Below are 27,000 nucleotides of genomic sequence, written 5' to 3' on the forward strand. Positions count from 1 at the left end.
AACCTTTGGGTGACCTGATTTTTCGTAATCTGGATATAGCAAGCTACGTGCCAAGTCCTTAAGCCCCGTAAATCAAGGCTTTGCCGACAGCGGCAAGACGGCAATGCCAGAAAAGCGGCAATGGCCTTCCGCGAATCGCCGGCAAAGCGGCAAGCGCCCTGCCGCATTTGCCACTGCTTGCAAGAAACTGACGCGCACAAAAAAGGAGGCCTGATGGCCTCCTTTTCGTTGCTGCAACTGTCGATCACTTCGCCTGGTAGATGATCCCCGGGCTGCATTGCACCATCTGGTAATGGTCCGGCAGGCCATTGAGCGCTTCGGAAGCCCCCAGAAACAGATAACCGCCAGGTTTCAGAGTGCTGTGAATGCGCATCAGGATGTCCTTCTTGACCTCGGCCGAGAAGTAGATCAGCACATTGCGGCAAAACACGACATCGAACTTGCCCAGACTGGCATAGCTGTCCAGCAGGTTGAACGAGCGAAACTCCACTCGACTCTTGATCGGCGCCTTGACCACCCAGCGTCCCGGCCCCTTGGGGTCGAAATAACGCTGCAGACGCTCGGCAGAAAGCCCGCGCCCAATTGCCAGGCTGTCATATTCGCCGGTCTTGCAGTTGTTGAGCATGGTTCCGGACAGGTCGGTGGCAACGATCTGCACCCCCATCTTCAACTGGCCCATGTTGCTGCGCTCGAACTCATCGATGGACATCGACAACGAATAGGGTTCCTGCCCCGACGAGCAAGCCGCCGACCAGATCCGCAAACGCTGGTTGGGGCTGGCCTTGATCGCTTCGGGAAGCACCTTGTTCTTCAATACTTCGAAGGGATAGGTGTCACGAAACCACAAGGTTTCGTTGGTCGTCATCGCGTCTACCACCATCTCGCGCAATCCGCTGCGAGGCTGGGTCTGAATCCGCTGAACCAGCTCACCCAAGGTTTTGAGACCTTGCTGCTCCATCAGTTTGTTGAGACGGCTCGAGACGAGATATTGCTTATTTTCCCCGAGCAAAATACCACAGGCTTTTTCCAGGAAGACCCGGAACTGTTCAAAATCCAAATTACCCGTAGACAATGCTGCCGCCTCTTAAATCTTATGTCCGCCAGGGGCTGATGCCCTCAGCTGTGGTCTGCTGCTTTGATCCGGTCAACTACCCGGGAAGCCAGGTCATCAGGACGGAACTTGGCAAGGAAGTCATCGGCACCGACCTTCTTCACCATCGCCTGATTGAACACCCCTGACAACGAAGTATGCAGGATGATATGCAGCTTTTGCATGCGTGGATCATTACGTATCTCGGCCGTGAGGGTGTAGCCGTCCATTTCGGGCATCTCGATGTCGGAAATCATCATGAGGAATTCCTCTTCCGGCTTCTTGCCCTCATCCACCAGCTTGCGCAAGTAGTCCAACGCTTGTCGCCCATCGTTCAAGGCCACCACCTCGACACCTACGGTCTGCAGGCAGCGAGTCACCTGTTTGCGCGCCACCGATGAGTCATCAACGGTCAGCACCCGCAGGGAAACAGCCTTGTGTTGGGTCTCGACATCCACCACGCCCACCGAAATGGACTCCGAGGTAGGAGCGACTTCCGCCAGCACCTTCTCGACGTCAATGATCTCGACTAACTGATTGTCCACCCGAGTGACTGCCGTGAGGTAATGGTCACGGCCAGTCCCCTTGGGCGGCGGATGGATTTCTTCCCAGTTCATATTGACGATGCGTTCCACCGAGCGCACCAGAAACCCTTGGGTCTTGGTGTTGTACTCAGTGATGATGACGAACGGATTGCTCTGATCCTGCAACCCGCCAGCACCGGTGGCCATTGCCAGATCCAGGATCGGAATGGTTGCCCCTCGTATATTCGCGACACCGCACACCACAGGATTGGATTTGGGCATCAGGGTCAGCTTGGGGCATTGCAGCACCTCGCGAACCTTGAACACGTTGATCCCGTAGAGCTGCTCACCGTCCAGACGGAACAGCAGCAGTTCCAGGCGATTCTGCCCAACCAATTGCGTGCGCTGGTTTACCGAATCCATTACACCAGCCATGCCCAGACTCCCCGAAGCTTTAAGATCCGACGCACGCTCATTGCTAAACGGCACGGCGCTTGCTTTTTAACTGTTATGAACGCCAAAACGACATTTTTCCGACGCCTGACATCCCCCTACCGCACATTGCTCTGCGGGCTGTCGGCGTTGTGTATCTTAAACCCTGGCGGCCCTGCCGTTGCTGATTCGGTCACCCTGCCTGATCTACTTATCGGCGTCACTCAAGGGTTTCTTGAATTCACGGTAGAAGACTACCTGGCTACCAGTCAAACGGAAGGACGCTACGAAATTCAGGTCAACCAGCTGGATCCCCGTATGCGCATGCCGGCGTGCGACAAGGAATTGACAGCGAGCCTGGAAAGTCCTGCCCAGCCACTGGGCAGGGTCACGGTCAAGGTACGCTGCGAAGGCAGCTCGCCCTGGACCGTGTTCGTCCCGGCCCAGGTCAAACTGTTCCGCGAGGTGGTCACCAGTTCACGACCACTCAAACGCGCCGGCATCATCGAGCCCGAAGACGTTGTGCTGCGCGAGCGGGACATCAGCCTGAGCAATCAGGGCTACCTGACCTCGGTAGACCAGGCCATTGGTCAGAAACTTGTCCGACCAATGGTCGCCGACCAACTTGTTACCCTGGGTCATCTGGAACAGGCAGAGGTGGTGCGCAAAGGCGATCACGTAGTGATCTCGGCACGCAGCGGCACCCTGAATGTACGAATGCCGGGAGAAGCACTGTCTAACGGCGGTATGAGCGAGCAGATTCGGGTCAAGAACCTGAATTCGCAACGAGTGATCAAGGCTCGTGTCACCGCCCCTGGACAGGTGGAAGTTGCCATGTAGATAACTGGCGCTCGACTCGCTCGTTCCCTAAACTGTGGCCAATCAGAGGTCGCAGATACCTGCGTTGGCTTATCGACAATCGAGCCTAAAGTTTTTCAGGGTATGGCCGAAAACATGGCAAGCGTCCAAATACCCAGAGGTTTTCTTCATCATGGTCATCGACTTCAGCCGTTTAAACAGCTCCCCTTTACTGACAGGCAGTACGCGTACCGGCACCAGCAAGGAAACCGGCGATGCCGGCAAGTCCGTGCCGCTGGCAACTGCAGCCGAGACCAGCAAAAGCGGGGAATCGGTACACCTCAGCAATGAGGCTCAACAGTTGCAGAAAATCACCGACAAGCTGCGCGATCAGCCTGCTGTCGACAAGGCCCGAGTGGCCGAGTTGAAGCAAGCCATTGCCGATGGCAGCTACAAGGTCGACAGCAACCGTGTAGCCAGCAAACTGCTCAACTTCGAAGCCCAGCGCTAGCCCCAGGCTTGCGCCAGGCTTTTGGACGCTTAATCCCCAAGGCCAGCCATGCACGACACGAATCTACTGCAACTGATCAACGATGACCTTGCTCCAGCGCAACAACTGCTGGAACTGCTCAGAGCCGAATCCGTAGCTCTGCACGGCCGTGACATGCCGCTGCTGGAGGATATTCTGGCGCAGAAACAGGCCCTGGTCATTTTGCTGGAACAGCATGGCCGCAAACGCACAGAGATCCTCGCCAGCCTTAACCTGCCGACCAATCGTGCCGGTCTTGAACAACTGGCCAGTCACTCGAGCGTGGGCGATCAACTGCTTGAGCAGGGCAGCCGACTGACCCAACTGCTCGCCGACTGCCAGGCCACCAACGAGCTCAATGGCCGCTCGATCCAGATTCAGCAGGCCAGCACTGCCAACCAGTTGAAAATTCTCAACGGCGGCGAACCCCCAGCCCTTTATGACGCCCGCGGCTCCACCTCTATGCTTGCGAAGCCCCGCCCACTCAGTCAGGCTTAAACCCCAAAAATGAGCGCGCGCTACCAAGCCGTGAAACATGCTGGCAGAATGCCAGCTCCTGCGTGTAGTTGTATTTTGTCTGGAGATTGATGAACCGTGTTCAACGCCTCAAACGCGGAAGATGCTCCGCAGCCACCCAAGGTGTTCACCACTGCGTTGGAAATTTCCTCCAACCTGCGGTTGCTGCAAGAGAGCCACGACCCGCTGATCATCACTTTCCATGAGCGCAGCCAGCGTTTCCAGAGCTATCTGGTGGAAGTGGACCGCGACAGCAACATGATTGCTCTCGATGAAATGATTCCCCGCGACGGCGAGCGCTTCCTGCTGGCAGGCGAACCGTTTCGTGTTGAAGGCTTTCATGAAGGCGTGCGCATCGCCTGGGAAAGCAATGGCACGCCAACCCTGGACGAGTCCAATAGCGGCCGCTGCTACCGCACCACCTTGCCGGACGAAGTGGTCTACCATCAGCGCCGCAACGCTTTCCGTGCCGCACTCAAATTGGCGCAGTTGGTGGATATCGAACTGAGCGGCGAAAAACTCAAGTCCCCGTTGACCGGCAAGCTGCTGGATATCTCCGCCACCGGCTGCAAACTGCGCTTCGATGGCGATATTTCCTCGCGCCTGCAACTGGGCCAGGTCTACGAACGTTTTATCGCCGCCCTGCCCTTCGGCAGCATGACTGCCCCGGTCGAGCTGCGCTATCTGCACCACGAAGAACGCATCGACACCACATTTGCCGGCGTGCGCTTTCATAACATGAGCGGCCTGGTCCAGCGCCAGGTAGAGCGCTTCGTCTATCAGTTGCAGCGTGAAGCACGGCGCTTCGACAAAGACGACCTCTGATTCAGCAGACACCATTGAAAACGGGCAGAGCCTTGCGGCGACTGCCCGTTTTGCATTTCTAGGGCCTGGCCCCGCTCAGGTGATCCCGAGCGCAATCCTCGGGCGGCACCTCATCCGGCGCTTGCGGCGTATCGGGCTCTGCAGCCGGCGTGGCGTCCGGCGCGGGAGCGGTCTGCATCTGATCCTGGACCACCTGCTCGTCTACCCGCGGATCGAGAGCCGCCACCAGAGGCGAGCTGGACATACTGTCCGGCATCGCCACGTGATGCAGCGGCGCATCGTCCACCTGATGCAGATTGGTCACCGCCTTCGGTCGAATCCGCCAGACCAGCACCAGGGCAAAGAAACTGAAGAAGGCATAGAGCATCTGGCTGCCGAACAACTTCATCAGCACCCCAGCCACCAACGGGCCGACGCTTGCCCCAACGCCATAGGTGACCAACAGCATCGCCGTCAGCGAGACCCGTCGATCACTTTCCACATGGTCATTGGAAAATGCCACCGCCAGCGGATAAAGGCAGAACTGCACCAGAGAACAGAGGAATCCAAGGACGAACAGCAGTTCCAGAGGCACTGCCGGCAGCACCGCCAAGGGCAAGGCCACCACTGCCAGGAACAAGGCAAAACAACGAATCAACAGGGCCCGATCATAACGATCGGACAACCAGCCCAGCGGCCATTGCACCACCAGCCCGGCAAAGATACAGCTGCCCATGAACAGACCCACCTGCTCAGTGCTAAGCCCCTGCTGCGAGGCGTAGAGCGGCGCCAGGCCGTAGAACGAGCCGACGATCAGGCCCGAGCCCAATACGGTACTCAGGGACTGCGGCACCCGCTTGATAAAGAAGCGCGGCTCCATCGGCGCCGGGTGCAGAGGTGCCGGGTGAATACGCCGGGTCATGGCCACCGGCACCAGGCACAAGGCAAAGCACAGGGCTACCAGCATCAACAGCTCCGGCCCCAGAGCCGGGTGCATGACCAGTATCAACTGCCCCAGCACCAGCCCCAGGTAAGAAGCGATCATGTAGCCGCTGAACACCAGGCCACGCTGATTGGCGTCGGCCTGCTCATTGAGCCAGCTTTCGATGACCATGTACTGACACATCATCCCCAGGCCAACGATCATCCGCAGCACCAGCCAGGCTGGCAGCCAATCTACCAGACCGTGCCCAAGCACCGCCGCGCCGACGATCCCGGCACAGGTGGCGTAGGCACGGATGTGGCCGACCCGGGCAATCAGCCGATGACCCAGCTTGCCGCCCAATACCAGACCGAAATAGTTCGCCGCCATCAGGGCCCCCACCCACAGGCCATCGACATGGTCGGCAGCCAGGCGCAGGGCCAGATAAGTGCTGAGCAGACCCGAGCCGATCAACATCATCAGCGAGGCGAAATAAAGCGCTCGAAAGGATTTCCAGATTTGGCGCATCGGCGTTCCGAGCGGCTCCTTGAATGAGGTGCCGGCCCCCGGACAGATCGGGGCCCGGCCAGCGACGGGTTAGGTTATGCCTGGGCCGCTAACACACGCCGCTCCCAGGGAGTGATTTCATCAAAGAAGCTGGTCAACTCCATGGTCTTCGAAGCGATGTAGCCTTCGATGAACTCGGTACCGAACAGTTCCCTGGCCAACTGACTACGTTTCAGACGCTCCAGTGCCGCATGCAAGGTACAAGGCAGGGACAAATTGTCCGGTACTTCGAACTCCCCCTGGATCGCCGCCGTGGGCTCCAGCTCGTTCTCGATCCCATGCAGACCCGCAGCCAGGCTGGCGGCAATTGCCAGATACGGGTTGGCATCCGCGCCCGGCAGGCGGTTTTCCACCCGTCGCGCCACCGGTGAACTGGCCGGTATACGCAGCCCCGCAGCCCGATTGTCATGCGACCAGCAGGCATTGTTCGGCGAAGCGTAAGGATGGCACAAGCGCTGATAGGAGTTCACGTTAGGCGCGAACAACGCCGTGAAATCCGCCAGGCCGGCCTGCAGGCCGCCGATGAAATGACGGAACATCGCCGTCGGTTGCCCGGCCTCGTCACTGAAGACATTACGCCCACTGCCGATCTCCACCAGACTCTGGTGGATATGCATGGAGCTGCCGGGCGTGCGGGCCAGCGGCTTGGCCATGCAGACCACGATCAACCCGTGCTTGAGCGCCACTTCCTTGAGCAGGTGCTTGAACAGGAAAGTCTGATCCGCCAACAGCAACGGATCGCCATGCAACAGGTTGATCTCGAACTGGCTGACGCCCATCTCATGCATGAACGTATCGCGAGGCAGGCCCAGGGCCGCCATGCATTCATAGACTTCCTTGAAGAACGGCCGCAAGCCGTTGTTGGAGCTGACACTGAACGCCGAATACCCCTCTTCCCGTCGACCATCCAGGCCAACCGGCGGCCGAAAGGCCTGAGCAGGATCGTCATTGGCCGCAAACACGAAGAACTCAAGCTCAGTGGCCACCACAGGCGCCAGGCCCAGGGCCGCATAACGCGAGATCACCTGCTTGAGTTGGCCCCGGGTGGACAGACGCGAACTTTCACCGCTGAGTTCGTCCGCGTCACAGATGGCCAGCGCCCGCGGCGTCTGGCTCCAGGGCAGGCGGTGAATCTGCCGGGGGTCGGCATTGAGCGCCAGGTCGCCGTCGTCGCTGCCGTAAAAACGTGCCGGCGGATACCCGCCCATGATGCATTGCAGCAGCACCCCCCGAGCCATCTGCAAGCGCCGCCCTTCGAGAAAGCCCTCGGCGGTCATCACCTTGCCCCGCGGCACGCCATTGAGATCCGCGGTGACGCATTCAATCTCATCAATGCCCGTCAATCGCTCGGCGAGTGAACTGTGGCCATCGGTTGTCATGACTCAATCCTTGTTGTTATACGAGCCGCGAACGGCGACCCGTACAAAATACGCATCACCCGTTCAGGATTTCAAGCAGGCAAGAATAAAATCCCGGGAGCGGACCCGCTCCCGGCGAACAACCCATAAAGCCAGGTCCGGCACGAACCTGTAGCAGAAAGAAAGCCCCCACCAGCGCTGACCGGCCAGGCCAGGCCTTTCAGAACCTCTTCCGCACCCGGACTGACAAGACGCTCAAGGCAGATACAGCTTGAACAGCCCGCCGCCCAAGGGGCCACCGTTACTGATACGGGTGTGTCCGCAGACACCATTGCGCTGGTGCAACTGGGCGATGCGCCCAGCAAAATACAGCCCCAGCCCGGTACTGCCGCTGCTTTGATTGATGCCCTGGACATAATCGTCCTGGCGCTCGATCAGCGCCTGCGGGTAGCCGTCGCCGTCGTCGTTGATGGACAGCACCACCTGCCCCTCTTCGTCACTGACCGTGATCAACAGGGCATGACGGGCATAACGCAGCGCGTTGTTGATGCAATTGGCCAGCACCGAGGCGATCAGTTCTCGATCGAAAAAGCCCAGGGGGCTCAAGGGATCGACCTCATAGGTGGCCGAGATGCCGCGACTCTTGAACACATCCTGATGGTTCACCAACTGCGCCTCGATGAAGTCATCCAGCTCATGGTAGGCCGGTTGCAACGGCAACTGATTGACGCCCAGCTTGTACAGCCCCAGGAGCTGCACCAGCATGCCGTTGAGGTGGGCGAAGTGGTAATCGATCACTCCCTGTTCGGGCGCGCGCTGCGCCTCGGAGAGTCGAGCCTGCCACTGACCGTGGGCCTGCATCAGCATCGCCAGGGAGTTTTTCATGTCGTGTACGGTGGAGGCGATCACCGTGGAAAAATCGAGCGCCTGTTGCTCTTCGTTCATTCGCCAAACGCCTTGCTTCGCAGCTTCTGGTAGCGCGGATAACGCGCATCGGTATCGGGCATCATGCCGACCATTTTCAGGCACGCCTGGCATTCTTCCAGGAGTGCCGCGTCTGTATTCGGGTCTGTGCCGTGCAACAGCGACTGCGCCATATTCAGGGCAATACTGATGTTCTTCGGCTGCATGGCCAGGGCCTTGCGGAACAACTCGCGAGCCTCGCTGAGGTTGCCGGCCTTGTAACTGCGCACGCCCTGGCGGTTGATGTCGGCCGCCGCATTGGACGAACTGAGAATAGTCGGATCGTCCGTGAGCTTGGCGATGTTCTGCATGACCTTCGGATCGTCGCCATAGATCTCCGCACAGTTCTTCAACATCGTCGCGCCAGCACTGGCCTGCCCGAGCATCTGCAACTGCTTGGCCACCAGCAATGCCGCTTCCGGACTCATGAACTGCTCCATGCCGTCCAGACGCATCAGCGCCTGCTCGGTGAGCTTCTCCGCGGTTTCCGCATCATTGAGCAGCAGACTGGTGGCTTTCATCAAACGCGCACGAATCTGCAGCCCCGGGTCGGTGGGATTTTCCTTGGCTACCGCACTCAGGGTCTGATTGATCTCCAGGCGGGTGCGGGTGTCCAGGCCCTTTTCGCTGCCCTTGCTGATCAGGGCATGGGCCAGGCCCAGGTTGCTTTCCGGGTCCTTGAAGCGCGACTGGGCGCCCTGGGATACAGCTTGGCGATAGGCCCTGGAAGCACTGTCAAAGTCTTCGTTGGCCATGGCCAGCTTGCCCAGCAACGCCTGACGACGCACCGCCAGCGGCGACAGGCGCACGGCCTCTTCGAGCACGCTCTGGGCGCGCTTGGTATCACCTTCGGCCACCAGCACATCGGCCAATCCGTCGTACAGCCCCGGCATCATTGGGAATGTCTTCAGGGCTTTTTCGTACACCGCCTTGGCTTCACCTATCTGTCCACGCTTGAACAGCAAGCGGCCCAGGCCGACGTAGGCCCAAGGCAGTGGCCGATCGGCCAGGATGCTGTTGTACAGACGCTCCAGGGCCTCGTTCTGATGCATGTCGCGCAAGGCATCGGCCCGATAGCGCAGGCACAGGGGCGCGTAACGCGGGTCTTGCTTGCACAGGGCGACGCAGGCGTTGAGCACCTCCACCGGCTTGCCGCGGTCCAGGGCCTGGAGAATGGGTTTGAGCAGGGTCTTGCGCTGTTGCAGACGCTCCAGGCGCTGGGCCAGGCCGGAACGGTTGAACGGCTTGGTCAGGTAGGCATCGGGTTCGTGCTCCAGGGCACTGAGCACCATTGCCTGGCTGCTCTCGGCAGTCACCATGAGAAACACGCTCTCGTGACTGATGAGCTTTTCCAGCATCAAGTCTTCCAGCACCTGCTGGCCGTTTTTCTTGCCGTCGCCCAGGTGGTAATCCTGAAGAATGAAGTCGTAGCGCTTCTGCGCGCACATACGCAGGGCCTGTTCGCCGCTATCGGCGGTGTCCACGTCCTTGACGCCCAGCTCACGCAACATCGAACGCACCGAACTGCGGAAGTCCGAGAAATCATCGACGATCAAAAAGCTCTTTTGGTGGTACGCCAGCATCGAAGATTCCAGGCAAGTAAGAAGATCAATCCAGGGACAGCAAGACCCGCCCGGCTTCGCAGCCTGTTTTTGGCGCGCAGATAATAGCTGCTGGCCACAGGCTATCAAGCACTTTCAAGTCGACCTGTGATGCAGGTCGCCGCTTGGGAACACAATTGTCCACTGAAGTTATCGGCCGGACTTGCCAATCCCTTATAGAGGCACGAGAGGATTTAACAGCTGCCAGCCTAGACGGCCCTGCGCAGAAAAACAGCGTTGCTGCATGGGCAAACCTTGGATTCCGAAACATCACCTGATAGCGTGCTGCGCCTTGAAGCCTCGATCGTTTTTGGCCTGGAATACCGACACTGCGCGCAGGGTCGGCCGGAGCCAGGGGGTCTATCAGTAGCAGGCGCCACCGGCTTGCTACCCGGGTGTCGAAGGATCGGCATGACACCCGAAGACGGTACCCACGACGAGGCAATGCCGGTCCGCCAGGCAGTGCATCATCGGATGCGCAGGTCATTATCAAATGGAGTTAACGATGGCGCATGACAGCAGCGTGATAACCGGCATCGAACTGGAACAGTTCATGGACCGCCTTGAGGCGCAACAGCAGGAGCAGGAAGGCAATACCTGGCTGGCCCAACTGCAGGCACAGCCCCTGCGGGCCGACTCTCTGGCGTCCATCGACCGCCTGCACACTCTGTGGATGCAGGCCGGCGACTCAGCGGCGGCCCGGGCGGTGATCGAGAACGATGGCAACGCCCTGCTGCAGGCCTCGCCCGAGCCGGCGCGCGCCGAACTGCTGATGAACCTGGCCATCCTGCGCCTGCGGGTCGCCAGCTATCTGGATGACGACGCGACCCTGCTCGAGGTCCTCGAACAGCTCAACCAGATGGCCACGCAAACCCTGGACTTCAATGTCGAGCATTACCGTCGCTTCCGGATCTTCGACGAACTGGAGGGCGGCCGCCTCGAAGTCGCAGTAAAAACCATCGAAGTGCGCTACGCCCTGACTCTGAGCAACCCTGCCCGCGTGGCACTGCGAGCCTGGGATGCCGCCGATCAGTATCAGCGCCGCGCCCGCGTCCTGGCCCATCACGAGCGTGATGAAGACGCCCGCAGCGCCGCCCTGGAAGCGATCAATGCGCTGCGCAGCGCCGGGCCTGATCAGGACATCGACGAAGGCGACTGGCTGTGGCTGGGCAATGCGCTGATCGAGATCATCCCCTTGCGCCTGGCGCTGTTCGAGCAACCCATCGCCCAACTGACCGCCCACCTCTCCCTGCCAAGGCGCCGCGAGTGGGAGGTGCGCACCGCACGCCTGGCCGCCCGCGCCCTGCACGCCCAGGGTGACCTGGCCGGAGCCCTGAAGATCTGTAACGCCGCCGCCCTGAGCCTGGACTCCGACGGCGGTAGCAACTTCATCGAATATGAACTGCCTTGGCTGATGGAAGCCGGACGCATCGAGGAAGCTGGGCATCGCGCCTTCATCGATGTCTACGAGCGACAAACCGAAATGTGGCCGGCCACCGCGCGCCTGATCCTCAACCGCTTGCAGGACCCCGAGGATCACAACCCCTGGTGGCCAATCTGCGTGATGCGCGCTTGCATCAATGAAGAGGTCCTGCAGAGCTTTCTCTCGGCACTGCCAGAGCTCGATGCCAACGAGGCGGGCGCCTCCGCGCTGCTCGCGGCGCTGCATGCAGCCATGGAAGATCCGCAGTTGCTTGATCCACTGTTTGCCGCAGCACGGGCCGAAGCCCTGCGCCGCGCCCCCGAGCACCCGTGGATCCGGCGCCTGGCCGCCGTGCATGACGCTGAACGCGGCCTGATCGATGCTGCCAGCGAGGCCAGCCAACTGCAGGCGGCCATCCAGGCCGGACGGATGCAGGACAACCGCAGCGCCTTTTCGCTGTTTGCGGCGCAGGTCAAGAACCTGGGGGTGATCGAGGCCCTGAAGCAACCCAAGCCGATCCTGGCCAGCGGCATGTATGGCTACAACTACGCGGCGTTCATCGACGACCTGGTGGAAGCCGAGGCCGACAAACTGCCCAAAGAAGCCCGCGACCAGGCCTATTGGTTGCTGCGCGAGGCACAGAGAGATGCCTACGAGCAGGGCCAGGCCCATATGGAACGCTACTTCGCCAATGGCAGCGGTCATCCGTTTGACGCCTGTGCCCACCTGTATTCCATGCTCTGCAACAATCTGGCGATCAACTATCGCTACTACAACGAACAGAACCGCAACGAGGAGGCGATTGACCTGCACCTGCGAGGCATCGCTGCCAGCTCGTTCGCCGAACACTACAACGGCCTGCTCAGCGCGCGCATTCGCATGGACGACAAGCCCGGCATCGTCGAAGCCGCAGAACAGCTGTGGCACTACTCGGCGGAATTCGGCTACAGCCGCCACGATCCAAACGACTACATCGCCTCGGTGGCCTACGCCCTGTACTCGCTGGATCGCGACAGCGAAATCCTCATCTGGCTCGAACGCCTGCTCAAATGGCAGGAAGAACAAGGCGTCAGCGACCAGCAACTGGACAGCTCAGCCCTGTTCGCCCGAGTCAAGTTGGCGCGCTATCTGGCCCATGCCCACCCGGATAATGCCGACAGCCTCTGGCAGCGCTATGAACCACTGGTCCTGGCCATGAACGAAGTCTCGGTGATGTCCTCCTCAGTAGACTTCCACCACGCCCGGGGACGCACCGCCGAAGCCATCGATTACTGCACACGCACCCTGGCCCTGTGCAATGACGAAGATGACTACGACATCAAATGCCGGGCCCGCACCGAACAGTTCCTGGCGCAGCTCCAGGCACCGGCGCAAACAGTCGCCAAGAAAAGCTGGTGGCAGATATGGAAATAGGCACCGACCCACGCACCTCCAGCTATGCCCCGCGCAATCTGCTCAATGCCGACCAGCTCAAGGCCGGCATCGCCCAACGCAGTCAGGGCCGGGGCGATGAAGGGCCGGTGCAGAGCTGGCTGCTCAATCACTTCTACCGGCATCTGGTCGGTAACTTTGAGCCGGCGCGCCCCATTTTCAGCCTGGAGGAAGCCGCTAGCGCCCTGGGCAGCGACACCTTGCCCGCCTGGGTAGCCGGGCACTTCAAGGCCGCGGCCAAAGCCCTGAGCGAAGAAAGACCAAACGCAGTGGCGCCCTTGGTTTGGATCGACCCACTGGGACCACAGTTGCTGCAGCATGAGGCTGTGCTCGTGGAGTTCCTGACGTCGCGCAAAGGCACGGCACTGGAGGGCAAGCTCGATCGCATCACCTGCCCCCAGGCCCTGGCGCTGTGGGAAAAAGAGCATGCACAGATGGCAGCCCGTGTTGAGCAGGGCTGGCGTCAAAGCTCGGCCGACGCCCTGGATCTGACCCTGGCCTGCGCCGATCACAACTGGGTCGAGCTGCGCCCGCAAAGCCCGTTGCTGCGGGCAGAAATGGCCTTCGAAAGCTACGTGATGCGCCACTGCCTGGGGCAGTTTGCCAACCGCCGAGCCTTGACCGGCGGCTACGGCGAGCGTTATGCCGAAGCCGTGGAACAACAGAGCATGCGCGTGTTCAGCCTGCGTGATGCCCAAGGCCAGCCCCACATCACCGTCAGCCTGATCATCCAGGAGGATGGCGCATTGACCGTGGAGCAAGTCAAAGGCAAGCAGAACCGTCCACCTATCGAACGCTACTTTCAGGACCTGCTGCGGTTCCTCAATACCCTGGATACCGACCTGCAGACCCCGACCGACTGCATTGCCATCGGCATCGTGCGCACCGAAGCCGGCTGGCTGCGCATTGAGGAAGTCAGCGACGCCCAGACCCAGACGCGCCTGGTGGCGCGCTACCCGCAACTGTTCTACCGGCTGGATGCTCCTTCGGCCATGGTCGAGTGGCTGGTGGCGGCCCGTCAGTCCGACCTGCTGCTGGAGGTGGCGCCCAGGGCGCCGTCGGTGAAGTACGCCACCCGGCATATCTTCAAGAAAAGTCCCTGGCCACAACCCCACGCCGACGCCCCGTCATACCGGACCGAAGGGGTGACATGGACAGATATGTCCCCACTCCAGGCGGAGGAAATAGCCGCCTGGCAGGCCAGGAATCGGTGAACCGCAAATGATGACAGTAATAGCAGTAGCCTTCGGCGCCTGGCTGGTCTGGCGCTACTACCGCCGCCAATCGCCTACCTCGCTGGTGGTATTCACCCCGCGCAAACGCTGGGCGTTGACGCTGGCGCAACCCATGGTCGACGCCACCGGGATGACGGGCTTCTTCGATCCCGATACCACCCACTTCATGGATCAGGCGAAAACTACTCTCAGGGCCCCACTGCTGCATCAGATCGGCTTTCGCAGCAATGCCACAGATGATGAAGTCCGTGAGCATTTGAACAGCACTCTGGAACGCCAGTGGTTTCGGATTGACCTGCACGGCCTGAACGCCAGCGACGATCCGCGAGCGGCCATGGCCTTTGCCTGCGTGCGCTGCGCCTTCTTCGTCCGTTGCGCAATGCTGATGGGCTGGATCGAAACCGAGAGCGGCTGGCGGATCCTGCTCCTCAACGCACAGCGAGCCCAGGACTGCTTCAGCGACTGGGAAGACTTCGGCAAAGCCTTCATGCTCGGACGCAGTCAGTGGGTAGCGGCATTCAGGGCCGACTCACTGGGGCAGGCGTTCAACGAAGCAAGCCTTGGCCGCCTGCTGACGCCGGGCAGCGGCATGTGGGCTGGGGTTGCCTGGCAGGGGTTGCCGGCGTTCTCGCCAGTAGCGGATTGAAATCACACAAGTGGGGAAGTGTCCTGTCCCCGTACCATTGAATGGCCTCATCGGCCTGATGAGGCCCCTGCCCGTCCTATTGGCAGGGGAGTCGAGGACGAACTTCACGCTGCTGGGAACCCTGTAATGGGTCATGTACTGGCGGAACCATCCGCTCAGCGCATCAGCCGCCAAGCTGGTTCCGGGGAGCAGCATTACATAGAGCATCCCCCTCTTCTCCCAGCCGAGTATCAGCAACACCGATCACCGCGACCTGAACAATCCCAGGTGACTCCATGAGTGGGTGCTGGGAGGCAGTCTCCTGCTACAAGGCCTGATCGGAGAGAGCGAGAACAGCGACTCTGGTGCACTCAGTCGACCGTCCCCTCCCTTTCAAGCCAATGGCGGTAGAGCCCGCTACAGCGGGGGTAGGCCGCAACCCAGGCACTGTCGCGGGGCGCTGCCAGCCGCAGCCGAGCGGTCATGGCCGGCTGCAGCAGCGCAGCTTTTCTGCAGCGCAAAAACAAAACCCCAACTGCTTTCGCAATTGGGGTTTCGGAATTTAATCTTGACGATGACCTACTCTCACATGGGGAAACCCCACACTACCATCGGCGATGCATCGTTTCACTTCTGAGTTCGGGATGGGATCAGGTGGTTCCAACGCTCTATGGTCGTCAAGAAATTCGGTAGCCAGTCCGTTGCTTATGCAACGTGCCAGCGAATGTGTATGTAATAGGTTTGTGTGCTTTGTGAGCGGTGCAAACTTTCGGTTCGTTTCGTCTTCACACACCGCAACTCGCTTCTTAAGCAAATTGCTTGGGTGTTATATGGTCAAGCCTCACGGGCAATTAGTATTGGTTAGCTCAACGCCTCACAGCGCTTACACACCCAACCTATCAACGTCGTAGTCTTCGACGGCCCTTTAGGGGATTCAAGATCCCAGTGAGATCTCATCTTGAGGCAAGTTTCCCGCTTAGATGCTTTCAGCGGTTATCTTTTCCGAACATAGCTACCCGGCAATGCCACTGGCGTGACAACCGGAACACCAGAGGTTCGTCCACTCCGGTCCTCTCGTACTAGGAGCAGCCCCTCTCAAATCTCAAACGTCCACGGCAGATAGGGACCGAACTGTCTCACGACGTTCTAAACCCAGCTCGCGTACCACTTTAAATGGCGAACAGCCATACCCTTGGGACCGGCTTCAGCCCCAGGATGTGATGAGCCGACATCGAGGTGCCAAACACCGCCGTCGATATGAACTCTTGGGCGGTATCAGCCTGTTATCCCCGGAGTACCTTTTATCCGTTGAGCGATGGCCCTTCCATACAGAACCACCGGATCACTAAGACCTACTTTCGTACCTGCTCGACGTGTCTGTCTCGCAGTCAAGCGCGCTTTTGCCTTTATACTCTACGACCGATTTCCGACCGGTCTGAGCGCACCTTCGTACTCCTCCGTTACTCTTTAGGAGGAGACCGCCCCAGTCAAACTACCCACCATACACTGTCCTCGATCCGGATAACGGACCTGAGTTAGAACCTCAAAGTTGCCAGGGTGGTATTTCAAGGATGGCTCCACGCAAACTGGCGTTCACGCTTCAAAGCCTCCCACCTATCCTACACAAGCAAATTCAAAGTCCAGTGCAAAGCTATAGTAAAGGTTCACGGGGTCTTTCCGTCTAGCCGCGGATACACTGCATCTTCACAGCGATTTCAATTTCACTGAGTCTCGGGTGGAGACAGCGCCGCCATCGTTACGCCATTCGTGCAGGTCGGAACTTACCCGACAAGGAATTTCGCTACCTTAGGACCGTTATAGTTACGGCCGCCGTTTACCGGGGCTTCGATCAAGAGCTTCGCGTTAGCTAACCCCATCAATTAACCTTCCGGCACCGGGCAGGCGTCACACCCTATACGTCCACTTTCGTGTTTGCAGAGTGCTGTGTTTTTAATAAACAGTCGCAGCGGCCTGGTATCTTCGACCGGCATGAGCTTACGGAGCAAGTCCTTCACCCTCACCGGCGCACCTTCTCCCGAAGTTACGGTGCCATTTTGCCTAGTTCCTTCACCCGAGTTCTCTCAAGCGCCTTGGTATTCTCTACCCAACCACCTGTGTCGGTTTGGGGTACGGTTCCTAGTTATCTGAAGCTTAGAAGCTTTTCTTGGAAGCATGGCATCAACCACTTCGTCACCTAAAAGGTAACTCGTCATCAGCTCTCGGCCTTAGAACCCCGGATTTACCTAAGATTCCAGCCTACCACCTTAAACTTGGACAACCAACGCCAAGCTGGCCTAGCCTTCTCCGTCCCTCCATCGCAATAACTAGAAGTACAGGAATATTAACCTGTTTTCCATCGACTACGCTTTTCAGCCTCGCCTTAGGGACCGACTAACCCTGCGTCGATTAACGTTGCGCAGGAAACCTTGGTCTTTCGGCGTGGGTGTTTTTCACACCCATTGTCGTTACTCATGTCAGCATTCGCACTTCTGATACCTCCAGCAAGCTTCTCAACTCACCTTCACAGGCTTACAGAACGCTCCTCTACCGCATCACTTACGTGATACCCGTAGCTTCGGTGTATGGTTTGAGCCCCGTTACATCTTCCGCGCAGGCCGACTCGACTAGTGAGCTATTACGCTTTCTTTAAAGGGTGGCTGCTTCTAAGCCAACCTCCTAGCTGTCTAAGCCTTCCCACATCGTTTCCCACTTAACCATAACTTTGGGACCTTAGCTGACGGTCTGGGTTGTTTCCCTTTTCACGACGGACGTTAGCACCCGCCGTGTGTCTCCCATGCTCGGCACTTGTAGGTATTCGGAGTTTGCATCGGTTTGGTAAGTCGGGATGACCCCCTAGCCGAAACAGTGCTCTACCCCCTACAGTGATACATGAGGCGCTACCTAAATAGCTTTCGAGGAGAACCAGCTATCTCCGAGCTTGATTAGCCTTTCACTCCGATCCACAGGTCATCCGCTAACTTTTCAACGGTAGTCGGTTCGGTCCTCCAGTCAGTGTTACCTAACCTTCAACCTGCCCATGGATAGATCGCCCGGTTTCGGGTCTATTCCCAGCGACTAGACGCCCTATTAAGACTCGCTTTCGCTACGCCTCCCCTATTCGGTTAAGCTCGCCACTGAAAATAAGTCGCTGACCCATTATACAAAAGGTACGCAGTCACAGAACAAAGTCTGCTCCCACTGCTTGTACGCATACGGTTTCAGGATCTATTTCACTCCCCTCTCCGGGGTTCTTTTCGCCTTTCCCTCACGGTACTAGTTCACTATCGGTCAGTCAGTAGTATTTAGCCTTGGAGGATGGTCCCCCCATATTCAGACAAGGTTTCTCGTGCCCCGTCCTACTCGATTTCATGACTAAGAGATTTTCGCGTACAGGGCTATCACCCACTATGGCCGCACTTTCCAGAGCGTTCCGCTAATCTCAAAGCCACTTAAGGGCTAGTCCCCGTTCGCTCGCCACTACTAAGGGAATCTCGGTTGATTTCTTTTCCTCAGGGTACTTAGATGTTTCAGTTCCCCTGGTTCGCCTCTTGCACCTATGTATTCAGTACAAGATAACCATCTTATGATGGCTGGGTTCCCCCATTCAGAGATCTCCGGATCAAAGTCTGTTTGCCGACTCCCCGAAGCTTATCGCAGGCTACCACGTCTTTCATCGCCTCTGACTGCCAAGGCATCCACCGTATGCGCTTCTTCACTTGACCATATAACCCCAAGCAATCTGGTTATACTATGAAGACGACATTCGCCGAAAATTTGCAATTTAACTCACAAATTTTACCTTAGCCTGATCCGTTACCAGTGAAAGTAACGTTCAGTCTATCTTTCTATCACATACCCAAATTTTTAAAGAACGATCTAATCAAAAGACTAGAAATCAACATTCAATGTGAATGCTCATTTCTAAGCTTTCAGAAGCAGTTTATGGTGGAGCCAAGCGGGATCGAACCGCTGACCTCCTGCGTGCAAGGCAGGCGCTCTCCCAGCTGAGCTATGGCCCCATAACAAAATTGGTGGGTCTGGGCAGATTCGAACTGCCGACCTCACCCTTATCAGGGGTGCGCTCTAACCAACTGAGCTACAGACCCAATTTCGAGCTTGTAACTGTTAGCTTGGAGCTATCAGCTTGGAGCTTAAAGCTGCTTCTATCGTCTTCTTCAATGAATCAAGCAATTCGTGTGGGAGCTTATGAAGCAGCTGATGTCGTCGATTAAGGAGGTGATCCAGCCGCAGGTTCCCCTACGGCTACCTTGTTACGACTTCACCCCAGTCATGAATCACACCGTGGTAACCGTCCCCCCGAAGGTTAGACTAGCTACTTCTGGTGCAACCCACTCCCATGGTGTGACGGGCGGTGTGTACAAGGCCCGGGAACGTATTCACCGCGACATTCTGATTCGCGATTACTAGCGATTCCGACTTCACGCAGTCGAGTTGCAGACTGCGATCCGGACTACGATCGGTTTTATGGGATTAGCTCCACCTCGCGGCTTGGCAACCCTTTGTACCGACCATTGTAGCACGTGTGTAGCCCAGGCCGTAAGGGCCATGATGACTTGACGTCATCCCCACCTTCCTCCGGTTTGTCACCGGCAGTCTCCTTAGAGTGCCCACCATAACGTGCTGGTAACTAAGGACAAGGGTTGCGCTCGTTACGGGACTTAACCCAACATCTCACGACACGAGCTGACGACAGCCATGCAGCACCTGTCTCAATGTTCCCGAAGGCACCAATCCATCTCTGGAAAGTTCATTGGATGTCAAGGCCTGGTAAGGTTCTTCGCGTTGCTTCGAATTAAACCACATGCTCCACCGCTTGTGCGGGCCCCCGTCAATTCATTTGAGTTTTAACCTTGCGGCCGTACTCCCCAGGCGGTCAACTTAATGCGTTAGCTGCGCCACTAAGAGCTCAAGGCTCCCAACGGCTAGTTGACATCGTTTACGGCGTGGACTACCAGGGTATCTAATCCTGTTTGCTCCCCACGCTTTCGCACCTCAGTGTCAGTATCAGTCCAGGTGGTCGCCTTCGCCACTGGTGTTCCTTCCTATATCTACGCATTTCACCGCTACACAGGAAATTCCACCACCCTCTACCATACTCTAGCTTGCCAGTTTTGGATGCAGTTCCCAGGTTGAGCCCGGGGCTTTCACATCCAACTTAACAAACCACCTACGCGCGCTTTACGCCCAGTAATTCCGATTAACGCTTGCACCCTCTGTATTACCGCGGCTGCTGGCACAGAGTTAGCCGGTGCTTATTCTGTCGGTAACGTCAAAATACTCACGTATTAGGTAAGTACCCTTCCTCCCAACTTAAAGTGCTTTACAATCCGAAGACCTTCTTCACACACGCGGCATGGCTGGATCAGGCTTTCGCCCATTGTCCAATATTCCCCACTGCTGCCTCCCGTAGGAGTCTGGACCGTGTCTCAGTTCCAGTGTGACTGATCATCCTCTCAGACCAGTTACGGATCGTAGCCTTGGTGAGCCATTACCTCACCAACTAGCTAATCCGACCTAGGCTCATCTGATAGCGTGAGGTCCGAAGATCCCCCACTTTCTCCCGTAGGACGTATGCGGTATTAGCGCCCGTTTCCGGACGTTATCCCCCACTACCAGGCAGATTCCTAGGCATTACTCACCCGTCCGCCGCTCGCCACCAGGTACAAGTACCCGTGCTGCCGCTCGACTTGCATGTGTTAGGCCTGCCGCCAGCGTTCAATCTGAGCCATGATCAAACTCTTCAGTTCAAACATCTTTGGGTTTTGAGAAAACCCTAAACTTGGCTCAGCAATCGTTGGTTACATCTTTGATTTCTCGCGGAGTAACTTGTGATGCTGATAATCTTTTTGACTATCAGCCTGACTTCACAAGCACCCACACGAATTGCTTGATTCAGTTGTTAAAGAGCGGTTGGTTAAGATCTTTCGTCTCAACCGAGGCGCGCATTCTACAGCAGCCTCATTTACTGTCAAGCGATTTTTTAAGAAGTTTTTGAAGATTTCCTCAACAACTTCAACCACTTGCGCTTTCGATCTCTCGTTAGCGGGAGGCGAATTCTACAGCGTTACACGCTGCTGTCAACACCTCTTTTTAACCGCTTTCGACCGAGACGATCGAATCGTTAACAAGGCGAAAGCACGCTGCCATAACCTTCACGAGCGACGCAGCACTCCAGCAATGAAACCAGGCCATTACAGCAGCGACCGAACAATGACGTTGACGTCCAGAGAGCAACGCACACACCGAAGGCATCAGGTTTCAGTCGGCAGAACAGCCTTTACTGGGTCAGTTTTCGGTCAGCGGCAACAGCCCACCGGCAAAGGAGTGATTCGTATATCACCGGTCATTAGAGGCTCTAAGCAAGCTGGCTTACTGCAAACTATTGTCGGTGCAGTGCTCGTCGTCGTAGGACTTGTTTACCAGCCTCTGCTGCCCGCAGGGCTTGCCATGCTAGCCGGTGGTGTCATTCAGATGCTCAGCCCCCAAGCAAAAGGCCTAGGCACCCAGGACAGCCCAAACAACCGACCCAGCTACAGCTTCAACGGTGCCGTGAACACTAGCGTCCAAGGCAACCCTGTCCCGCTGCTCTATGGCCGTATGATCGTCGGCAGCGCGGTGATCAGCGCCGGGATCTACTCCGAAGACCAGATGTAAAAATGATCACGTAATCATCAATCAAGAAGTTATCGCTAACACAAAAATTCATCTACGACCTTTCCACCAAAGGCTAAATTCACAGAGTGATATCAAAAAGCTATAAGAGTAGAAACAAACCACAGATAGGAAAGTGTCATGGCAGGACGTCCCTTTGAGTTTCCAGACCCAAGCGATTGCTCCCCAAACTCACCAACGGTTATCGCAAAGGCGAATCAGGTTTTGGGGAATTACAATCGGGCGAACCCAACAGATAAGCGGCAGAAAGTAACTGACCCAGTGCGGAACTGGTTCAATGATCAAGCCCTAAAAGAAGGCTGGAAGACAGCAGAATTCCACGGCAGCGACTGTCTCTTGACCGCAGACGTTGTGCTACGCAAGTAAGTACGTTGTTCGTACCCTCAGCTTCATCCAAAAAACCGGCCCGTATATGCAGCCGGTTTTTTTGTGTATGCCTATCCAGATACAGGCTTATTTTGCCTTTCTCGGGCTTTTCGCTTGATAAGTGACACCCAAAGTACAACAGTATTAGTAGAACGCCCTAACTGATACAGGCATCCATCATGTTCATCCGCGCATACCTCCGAGCATCCACCGAAGAGCAAGACGCCGGCCGCGCCCGGGCATCGCTCGAGCAGTTCGCCAGCGACCATAACAAGGTCATTGCAAGCGTGTACCTGGAGAATACCAGCGGCGCCACCGCCGACCGGCCCGAGCTGCTGCGCCTGCTGAAGGATGCCCGCAAGGGGGACGTGTTGCTGGTGGAGTCGATAGACCGCCTCTCCCGCCTCCCGGTTGAGGACTGGCAAAAGCTCAAGGCCGCGATCGACTCCAAGGGCCTGCGCATCGTCGCGCTCGACCTGCCGACCAGCCACCAGGGAATGCAGGACACCAAAGGCGACGAGTTCACCAGGCGGATGCTGGGCGCCATCAATTCAATGCTGCTGGAGATGATGGCGGCTATCGCACGCAAGGATTACGAGCAGCGCCGCGACCGGCAGGCCCAGGGTATCGAGAAGGCCAAGGCAGCCGGTAAATACCAGGGGCGCCCGGTAGATGCCGATCTGCATAAGCGCGTGACCGAACTGCTCGGCGCCGGCCTCGGCATTCGCGCAACAGCTCGACACGCCAACTGCTCCACCACCACCGTTCTCAGAATTAGAGACTTGGTCGCCTAGCTCAATTCTGGAAGCCTTCAACACTAAAAACGGATGGATCTGGTATGCGGGTAATAGCTTTTTTCTTTCTGGCATTAACCAGCAGCGCAGTTTTTGCTGGGTACGATATACACATCACCCGAAAGGCATTTTGGGCAGACGAAGATGGGCCAACCATCAGCATTTCAGACTGGGAAAAATACATTGCCCAAGACCCTCAGATCACTCCGGACACGAAGAATACCAAGAACGATTTTTTAGTATCGCTAGGCACAGAGACATTCCCAATCTGGTTTAACCCGATACTGGGTGAGCTCTACACCAAAAACCCTTCTGATGACGCGATAAAAAAAATGATCGATGTCGCGAGTCGACTTGGCGCGAAAGCCCAGGGTGATGATGGCGAGCTTTATCCGCCAGCCCCATAAATAGAGAATAAAAAAAGCCCCGCCAGCAGATCCTGAGCGGGGCTTTTTGTTGCCTGAAGCAATCCTTTTGCACCCACCCTGCACCCATGTGGTTTTGACGCTGAGGGCTTAAATTGCTGGAGACCTTGATTTATATGGTGTCCCAGGGCAGGTTCGAACTGCCAACCTTCCCCTTAGGAGGGGGATGCTCTATCCAATTGAGCTACTGAGACAAAACAACGAGCACCTGAGGATGTCAGGCGTAAAGGACGGCGAGCATGTTAACGGCCAAGGCCACGTTTGTCATGTCATCCATAGGGCTTTTTACACGAACAGCCAGAAGCGATTTGTTAGCTGACGATCCCAGCTTGCAAATTGCATCACCACCAACAGCAATCCTTGCAAAATACAATTGGCCGCTCTTTCGCCACCAAATCAAGCCTTTGTTTTTAAAGGGTTTATTTAAGGATAAACTCCTGGCACGCGAGCTGCCTGAGTAAGCAGATGAAGAATGCAGAGATAACGCCCATACACAGTGCTCTGCTTCTATTGAATGTGATCGCCACCATCGTGCTTGCGACCTTGCACCTTCAACCCGTAGACAACGCCAGATCTGCCAGCCCGTCCCTCCTAATTACAAGCAAGACCCTAAACCGTACCTGTCGATAATCAACACCCAGCCCAGCTCTTCTGCCCAACAGCCCAATAGACAGCATCAGCAGCAACCCAGCACCAAACAAAATATACGCTGGGCTATTTAATAACGCGCCCCAGGAACCATCATGTCCAATGCAGCCAAAAGCCTGCTTTTTCTGACTCTACTCAGCGGCATTTCCGCCTTGCTACTACCTGACGACTCACTAGGAAATGCTGCGCTGATCATCTGCGGCTCGATGTTCGGCCTGTTCCTGTTGGCACTTCTGGCCGGACGCAAGATCAAGTTTGACCCGGTACTGCGCTGACACCCTGCTCACGGAGTATGGCCAACAGACGCACTAAAGTGGCCTCGAGCGCACCCGAATTATCCAAGCGTATGACACGCTCTTCATCCAGCCAGGCAGCACTGACAAACTGCTGGTTGCGCTGCAGACGACGCTCAATCTCCGGTAGGCTTTCCCTGGCACGACGCAGCAAACGCCGGCGCAGCACTTCGTTATCGACCGTCAGAACTATAGGAATCAGATCGGGATAGCGCTTTCGCGCCTGACGCAAATACCCTCGAGAACCATTGACCAGGACATTTCGCCCCTGCGCCAGCCAAGCATCAATCTGCCTGGGAATGCCATAACCCAAACCATTGGCACGCCAGAACAAAGCAAACTCACCCAACGCGACACGCCGTTCAAATTCCTCGGACGTAACTTCGAGCGCTTCCTCGCCCACAGACTCAGCCGAGCGGGTGATCACTCTTTTTGCCACCTCACACCCCAATGTGCTGATAGGCTGCCTGGCCGCATCAATCAAGCTATCCTTGCCGGCTCCTGAGGGCCCCATCAGATAAATCACCCTACCCGGCATGAGTCGCCACCCAGGACAGCCCAACTAGTAAATCGGCCATTTGCCACTATCCTCTAAACAAGTAGGGATTACGCTCTCATCCACATAGCATGCACGCTCGTCCGTGCACTAACACCCCCGTCGGATGGGAGAATGCGGCCCACAATGTGGAGTCGGCGATCTTTTCAAACCAGTCCGCATTTCTGATAATTGGTGCTGGCATAACGCCTTTATCCAGTTCAATATTTGTCACAGAATTGACGCCAAGGATCTGGCAATTTTGAGGCATGATGCGGGCCTCTTAACAATTCAGGTTGAACATTTGGCAATACGGCTTGTCCTAAAAGACAGCTCGCGGCCAATTCCGAGAACCGCTCCCCTGAACTAACCGGTTAAATATATGCGCCCATTGAAACAGGCAATTTATTCCAGCCGTACGGCTGACAAGTTCGTCGTACGTCTACCCGACGGGATGCGTGAACGCATTGCCGAGGTGGCTCGCAATCATCACCGCAGCATGAACTCCGAAATCATCGCGCGCCTGGAACAGAGTCTTATTCAGGAAGGCGCCTTGGGTGAAGAGTTGAGCATGCGCCTGGACAGCCCAGAGCTGTCCTTGCATGAGCGCGAACTACTTCAACGCTTCCGCCAACTTTCACATCGTCAGCAAAACGCTTTGGTTTCGCTGATAGCCCACGACGCTGAAATGGCCGCAGACGCCAACTGACTCCCCAGAATGCTCAAGCCAGCCTAGTTGCTGGCTTTTTTTTGCCTGCGATAAAAACAACGAAGCGCCATAAAGGCGCTTCGCGGGTTACCCATGCATGAAGGAAGAGTCAAAGCAGGAAGATTGTCGCCAGGCCGAGAAAGATAAAGAAACCGCCACTATCGGTCATGGCCGTAATCATTACGCTAGCCCCCATTGCCGGATCGCGCCCCAGGCGCGCCAGAGTCATGGGAATCAGAACCCCCATCAAAGCTGCCAGCAACAGGTTCAGGGTCATCGCAGCAGTCATCACCACTCCCAGCGACCAGCTCCCGTAGAGCATATAGGCAACAACACCGATCACCCCTCCCCAGACCAGGCCATTGATCAGAGCCACCGCCAGCTCCTTGCGCATCAAGCGCGAAGTATTACCGGTGCTTACCTGATCCAAGGCCATGGCCCGAACGATCATGGTGATGGTCTGATTACCCGAGTTGCCGCCAATACCGGCAACAATCGGCATCAGGGCAGCCAGGGCTACCAATTTCTCGATGGAACCTTCAAACAGACCAATCACGCGCGACGCAACGAACGCCGTGATCAGATTGATGGCCAGCCAGGCCCAACGGTTGCGCAAGGACTTCCAGACCGAGGCGAAGATATCTTCCTCCTCGCGCAGACCCGCCATATTGAGGACTTCGGTTTCACTCTCTTCACGAATCAGGTCGACCATTTCGTCGATGGTCAAACGACCGATCAACTTGTCATTCTTATCGACCACAGGAGCAGAAATCAGGTCATAGCGCTCAAATGCCTGAGCCGCGTCATAGGCATCCTCATCAGGATGAAAGCTCACCGGATCGCTGGCCATGACTTCCGAGACTTGCTTGTCCGGATCATTGACCAACAGGCGCTTGATCGGCAGCACGCCCTTGAGCACACCGTCGTAATCCACCACGAACAGCTTGTCGGTATGACTAGGCAGCTCCTTGAGCCGGCGCAGGTAACGCAGCACGACTTCGAGACTGACATCCTCGCGGATCGTCACCATCTCGAAGTCCATCAACGCACCAACCTGCTCCTCGTCATAAGACAGCGCAGAACGAACACGCTCACGCTGCTGGCCATCGAGAGCCTCCATCAGCTCATGGACAACGTCTCGCGGCAGCTCGGGAGCCAAGTCAGCAAGTTCGTCAGCGTCCATCTCCTTGGCAGCGGCCAGGAGCTCATGATCATCCATGTCGGCGATCAGGGTTTCACGAACGGAATCGGATACTTCGAGAAGAATGTCGCCATCGCGCTCAGCCTTGACCAATTGCCAAACGGTCAGTCGCTCTTCCAGCGGCAAGGCTTCAAGGATGTAGGCAACGTCGGCAGAGTGCAGATCATCAAGCTTGCGCTGCAACTCGACGAGATTCTGCCGGTGGACCAGGTTCTCGACCCGATCGTGGTGGTGACCTTCCTGACGGTGTGTCAGGTCTTCGACTACCCGCTGGCGCTGCAGCAGCTCAACGACTTGAGCGAGGCGGTCTTGCAGGCTTTCCTGCGTCTTCTTTACTTCTACTTCGGTCATAGGCGAACTCCACTCCCAGCAGAGGAGCACGCCGGAAGGATCAATCAGTCAGTTCATGATTGTGAAAACGGGATACTGAATAACTACTGGGTAAGTCCATGGAGGTATTCCACAAGCCCCGGCGGGGCTGACGGGCGCAATGATACACCCCTTGGCAGCTTTAAACG

General features: G+C 57.0%; 20 protein-coding genes, 3 tRNA genes, 3 rRNA genes and 1 pseudogene. 13 read left to right on the forward strand and 14 right to left on the reverse strand.

Features of this window, described 5'->3' with window-relative positions:
- Window positions 1-244 precede the first annotated feature (244 nt).
- Both cheR and PST29_RS22260 read right to left on the reverse strand, forming a co-directional pair.
- The gene (cheR, locus tag PST29_RS22255) at window positions 245-1,072 is read right to left on the reverse strand and encodes a protein-glutamate O-methyltransferase CheR (protein ID WP_016967561.1); all 828 of its coding nucleotides are present in this window, start codon (window positions 1,070-1,072) and stop codon (window positions 245-247) included.
- A gap of 44 nt (window positions 1,073-1,116) precedes the next feature.
- The gene (locus tag PST29_RS22260) at window positions 1,117-2,049 is read right to left on the reverse strand and encodes a chemotaxis protein CheV (RefSeq protein ID WP_060840577.1); all 933 of its coding nucleotides are present in this window, start codon (window positions 2,047-2,049) and stop codon (window positions 1,117-1,119) included.
- Window positions 2,050-2,124: 75 nt separating this feature from the next.
- Between PST29_RS22260 and flgA the strand changes: the two genes are divergently transcribed.
- From flgA to PST29_RS22280, 4 genes are all read left to right on the forward strand, one after another.
- A complete protein-coding gene (gene flgA / locus PST29_RS22265) occupies window positions 2,125-2,886 on the forward strand; it encodes a flagellar basal body P-ring formation chaperone FlgA (protein WP_060840578.1) in 762 nt (253 codons plus the stop codon).
- Between the two features lie 151 nt (window positions 2,887-3,037).
- Window positions 3,038-3,355: a flagellar biosynthesis anti-sigma factor FlgM gene (gene flgM, locus PST29_RS22270; protein WP_060840579.1), complete on the forward strand. Its 318-nt coding sequence runs from the start codon at window positions 3,038-3,040 to the stop codon at window positions 3,353-3,355.
- 48 nt (window positions 3,356-3,403) lie between these two features.
- On the forward strand, window positions 3,404-3,871 hold the full coding sequence (locus PST29_RS31275) for a flagella synthesis protein FlgN (RefSeq protein WP_060840580.1): 468 nt from the start codon (window positions 3,404-3,406) through the stop codon (window positions 3,869-3,871).
- 96 nt (window positions 3,872-3,967) lie between these two features.
- Window positions 3,968-4,714 (forward strand): flagellar brake protein, encoded by a 747-nt coding sequence (locus tag PST29_RS22280; protein ID WP_060844367.1) that lies wholly within the window; start codon window positions 3,968-3,970, stop codon window positions 4,712-4,714.
- A 58-nt stretch (window positions 4,715-4,772) separates the two neighbouring features.
- Here the strand turns inward: PST29_RS22280 and PST29_RS22285 are convergent, their stop codons facing one another.
- The 4 genes from PST29_RS22285 to PST29_RS22300 all read right to left on the reverse strand — a co-directional run bounded on the left by PST29_RS22285 (window position 4,773) and on the right by PST29_RS22300 (window position 10,086).
- Entirely contained in the window at window positions 4,773-6,143 is a 1,371-nt protein-coding gene (locus PST29_RS22285) for an MFS transporter (RefSeq protein WP_060840582.1), read from the reverse strand.
- Between the two features lie 74 nt (window positions 6,144-6,217).
- Complete coding sequence (locus PST29_RS22290; RefSeq protein ID WP_173664444.1) at window positions 6,218-7,459, reverse strand: glutamine synthetase family protein; 1,242 nt, start codon at window positions 7,457-7,459, stop codon at window positions 6,218-6,220.
- Between the two features lie 336 nt (window positions 7,460-7,795).
- Complete coding sequence (locus PST29_RS22295; RefSeq protein ID WP_060840584.1) at window positions 7,796-8,485, reverse strand: sensor histidine kinase; 690 nt, start codon at window positions 8,483-8,485, stop codon at window positions 7,796-7,798.
- On the reverse strand, window positions 8,482-10,086 hold the full coding sequence (locus PST29_RS22300; protein WP_060840585.1) for a tetratricopeptide repeat-containing response regulator: 1,605 nt from the start codon (window positions 10,084-10,086) through the stop codon (window positions 8,482-8,484). The genes PST29_RS22295 and PST29_RS22300 overlap by 4 nt, the downstream gene beginning before the upstream one ends.
- 523 nt (window positions 10,087-10,609) lie before the next feature.
- Here PST29_RS22300 and PST29_RS22305 point away from each other — a divergent pair.
- From PST29_RS22305 to PST29_RS22315, 3 genes are read left to right on the forward strand one after another with little or no spacing between them, the layout of a single operon-like run.
- The gene (locus tag PST29_RS22305; protein ID WP_060844369.1) at window positions 10,610-12,940 is read left to right on the forward strand and encodes a hypothetical protein; all 2,331 of its coding nucleotides are present in this window, start codon (window positions 10,610-10,612) and stop codon (window positions 12,938-12,940) included.
- Window positions 12,931-14,172 carry a hypothetical protein gene (locus PST29_RS22310; protein WP_060844370.1) on the forward strand — a complete coding sequence of 414 codons (1,242 nt, stop codon included), beginning with the start codon at window positions 12,931-12,933 and terminating at the stop codon, window positions 14,170-14,172. Before PST29_RS22305 ends, PST29_RS22310 begins: the two co-directional genes overlap by 10 nt.
- A 7-nt stretch (window positions 14,173-14,179) precedes the next feature.
- Window positions 14,180-14,839, forward strand: coding sequence for a DUF1266 domain-containing protein (locus tag PST29_RS22315; RefSeq protein WP_060844371.1), 660 nt, complete (start codon window positions 14,180-14,182; stop codon window positions 14,837-14,839).
- 545 nt (window positions 14,840-15,384) lie between these two features.
- Here the strand turns inward: PST29_RS22315 and rrf are convergent.
- The 5 genes from rrf to PST29_RS22340 all read right to left on the reverse strand — a co-directional run bounded on the left by rrf (window position 15,385) and on the right by PST29_RS22340 (window position 20,586).
- Window positions 15,385-15,500, reverse strand: a 5S ribosomal RNA gene (gene rrf, locus PST29_RS22320).
- Window positions 15,501-15,648: 148 nt separating this feature from the next.
- A 23S ribosomal RNA gene (locus tag PST29_RS22325) occupies window positions 15,649-18,540 on the reverse strand.
- Window positions 18,541-18,761: 221 nt separating this feature from the next.
- Window positions 18,762-18,837 (reverse strand) — tRNA-Ala (locus PST29_RS22330).
- Between the two features lie 10 nt (window positions 18,838-18,847).
- Window positions 18,848-18,924, reverse strand: a tRNA-Ile gene (locus tag PST29_RS22335).
- Window positions 18,925-19,047: 123 nt separating this feature from the next.
- Window positions 19,048-20,586: ribosomal RNA gene (locus tag PST29_RS22340) — 16S ribosomal RNA — on the reverse strand.
- Together the 16S, 23S and 5S rRNA genes with 2 tRNA genes alongside form the textbook arrangement of a ribosomal RNA operon.
- Before the next feature lie 559 nt (window positions 20,587-21,145).
- Here PST29_RS22340 and PST29_RS22345 point away from each other — a divergent pair.
- The 3 genes and pseudogenes from PST29_RS22345 to PST29_RS22355 form a co-directional block, all read left to right on the forward strand.
- A pseudogene (locus PST29_RS22345) lies at window positions 21,146-21,493 on the forward strand (tail assembly protein); the annotation flags it as partial.
- A 563-nt stretch (window positions 21,494-22,056) separates the two neighbouring features.
- Window positions 22,057-22,671 carry a recombinase family protein gene (locus PST29_RS22350; protein WP_060844372.1) on the forward strand — a complete coding sequence of 205 codons (615 nt, stop codon included), beginning with the start codon at window positions 22,057-22,059 and terminating at the stop codon, window positions 22,669-22,671.
- Window positions 22,672-22,715: 44 nt separating this feature from the next.
- Window positions 22,716-23,078 (forward strand): hypothetical protein, encoded by a 363-nt coding sequence (locus tag PST29_RS22355; protein ID WP_060844373.1) that lies wholly within the window; start codon window positions 22,716-22,718, stop codon window positions 23,076-23,078.
- Window positions 23,079-23,213: 135 nt separating this feature from the next.
- Here the strand turns inward: PST29_RS22355 and PST29_RS22360 are convergent.
- A tRNA-Arg gene (locus PST29_RS22360) sits at window positions 23,214-23,290 on the reverse strand.
- Window positions 23,291-23,335: 45 nt separating this feature from the next.
- Between PST29_RS22360 and PST29_RS31970 the strand changes: the two genes are divergently transcribed.
- Both PST29_RS31970 and PST29_RS22365 read left to right on the forward strand, forming a co-directional pair.
- Window positions 23,336-23,557, forward strand: a complete 222-nt coding sequence (locus PST29_RS31970; RefSeq protein ID WP_148659670.1) for a hypothetical protein — start codon at window positions 23,336-23,338, stop codon at window positions 23,555-23,557.
- A gap of 282 nt (window positions 23,558-23,839) precedes the next feature.
- Window positions 23,840-24,019, forward strand: coding sequence for a PA3371 family protein (locus PST29_RS22365; protein ID WP_060844374.1), 180 nt, complete (start codon window positions 23,840-23,842; stop codon window positions 24,017-24,019).
- On the opposite strand, the gene phnN is transcribed toward PST29_RS22365, so the two are convergent.
- Window positions 23,994-24,575 carry a phosphonate metabolism protein/1,5-bisphosphokinase (PRPP-forming) PhnN gene (gene phnN / locus PST29_RS22370; RefSeq protein ID WP_060840589.1) on the reverse strand — a complete coding sequence of 194 codons (582 nt, stop codon included), beginning with the start codon at window positions 24,573-24,575 and terminating at the stop codon, window positions 23,994-23,996. The two genes, PST29_RS22365 and phnN, sit on opposite strands and share 26 nt — an antisense overlap.
- Before the next feature lie 379 nt (window positions 24,576-24,954).
- Here phnN and PST29_RS22375 point away from each other — a divergent pair, with 379 nt between their 5' ends.
- A complete protein-coding gene (locus tag PST29_RS22375; RefSeq protein ID WP_016968184.1) occupies window positions 24,955-25,281 on the forward strand; it encodes an Arc family DNA-binding protein in 327 nt (108 codons plus the stop codon).
- Between the two features lie 109 nt (window positions 25,282-25,390).
- Here PST29_RS22375 and mgtE read toward each other — a convergent pair whose 3' ends face one another.
- Window positions 25,391-26,833, reverse strand: coding sequence for a magnesium transporter (gene mgtE / locus PST29_RS22380; RefSeq protein WP_060840590.1), 1,443 nt, complete (start codon window positions 26,831-26,833; stop codon window positions 25,391-25,393).
- Between the last annotated feature and the right edge of the window lie 167 nt (window positions 26,834-27,000).

This window comes from Pseudomonas sp. St29 (assembly GCF_001547915.1).
GTDB lineage: Bacteria > Pseudomonadota > Gammaproteobacteria > Pseudomonadales > Pseudomonadaceae > Aquipseudomonas.

Excerpts from the sequence above, each read along its gene's own strand:
- PST29_RS22300 (WP_060840585.1), bottom strand. The coding sequence starts at position 10,086 with ATGCTGGCGTACCACCAAAAGAGCTTTTTGATCGTCGATGATTTCTCG.
- PST29_RS22350 (WP_060844372.1), top strand. The coding sequence starts at position 22,057 with ATGTTCATCCGCGCATACCTCCGAGCATCCACCGAAGAGCAAGACGCC.
- flgM (WP_060840579.1), top strand. The coding sequence starts at position 3,038 with ATGGTCATCGACTTCAGCCGTTTAAACAGCTCCCCTTTACTGACAGGC.
- PST29_RS22290 (WP_173664444.1), bottom strand. The coding sequence starts at position 7,459 with ATGACCGCCGAGGGCTTTCTCGAAGGGCGGCGCTTGCAGATGGCTCGG.
- PST29_RS22305 (WP_060844369.1), top strand. The coding sequence starts at position 10,610 with ATGGCGCATGACAGCAGCGTGATAACCGGCATCGAACTGGAACAGTTC.
- PST29_RS31275 (WP_060840580.1), top strand. The coding sequence starts at position 3,404 with ATGCACGACACGAATCTACTGCAACTGATCAACGATGACCTTGCTCCA.
- flgA (WP_060840578.1), top strand. The coding sequence starts at position 2,125 with ATGAACGCCAAAACGACATTTTTCCGACGCCTGACATCCCCCTACCGC.
- PST29_RS22285 (WP_060840582.1), bottom strand. The coding sequence starts at position 6,143 with ATGCGCCAAATCTGGAAATCCTTTCGAGCGCTTTATTTCGCCTCGCTG.
- PST29_RS22355 (WP_060844373.1), top strand. The coding sequence starts at position 22,716 with ATGCGGGTAATAGCTTTTTTCTTTCTGGCATTAACCAGCAGCGCAGTT.
- PST29_RS22315 (WP_060844371.1), top strand. The coding sequence starts at position 14,180 with ATGATGACAGTAATAGCAGTAGCCTTCGGCGCCTGGCTGGTCTGGCGC.
- PST29_RS22310 (WP_060844370.1), top strand. The coding sequence starts at position 12,931 with ATGGAAATAGGCACCGACCCACGCACCTCCAGCTATGCCCCGCGCAAT.
- PST29_RS22375 (WP_016968184.1), top strand. The coding sequence starts at position 24,955 with ATGCGCCCATTGAAACAGGCAATTTATTCCAGCCGTACGGCTGACAAG.
- PST29_RS22295 (WP_060840584.1), bottom strand. The coding sequence starts at position 8,485 with ATGAACGAAGAGCAACAGGCGCTCGATTTTTCCACGGTGATCGCCTCC.
- mgtE (WP_060840590.1), bottom strand. The coding sequence starts at position 26,833 with ATGACCGAAGTAGAAGTAAAGAAGACGCAGGAAAGCCTGCAAGACCGC.
- PST29_RS31970 (WP_148659670.1), top strand. The coding sequence starts at position 23,336 with ATGTTAACGGCCAAGGCCACGTTTGTCATGTCATCCATAGGGCTTTTT.
- phnN (WP_060840589.1), bottom strand. The coding sequence starts at position 24,575 with ATGCCGGGTAGGGTGATTTATCTGATGGGGCCCTCAGGAGCCGGCAAG.
- PST29_RS22260 (WP_060840577.1), bottom strand. The coding sequence starts at position 2,049 with ATGGCTGGTGTAATGGATTCGGTAAACCAGCGCACGCAATTGGTTGGG.
- PST29_RS22365 (WP_060844374.1), top strand. The coding sequence starts at position 23,840 with ATGTCCAATGCAGCCAAAAGCCTGCTTTTTCTGACTCTACTCAGCGGC.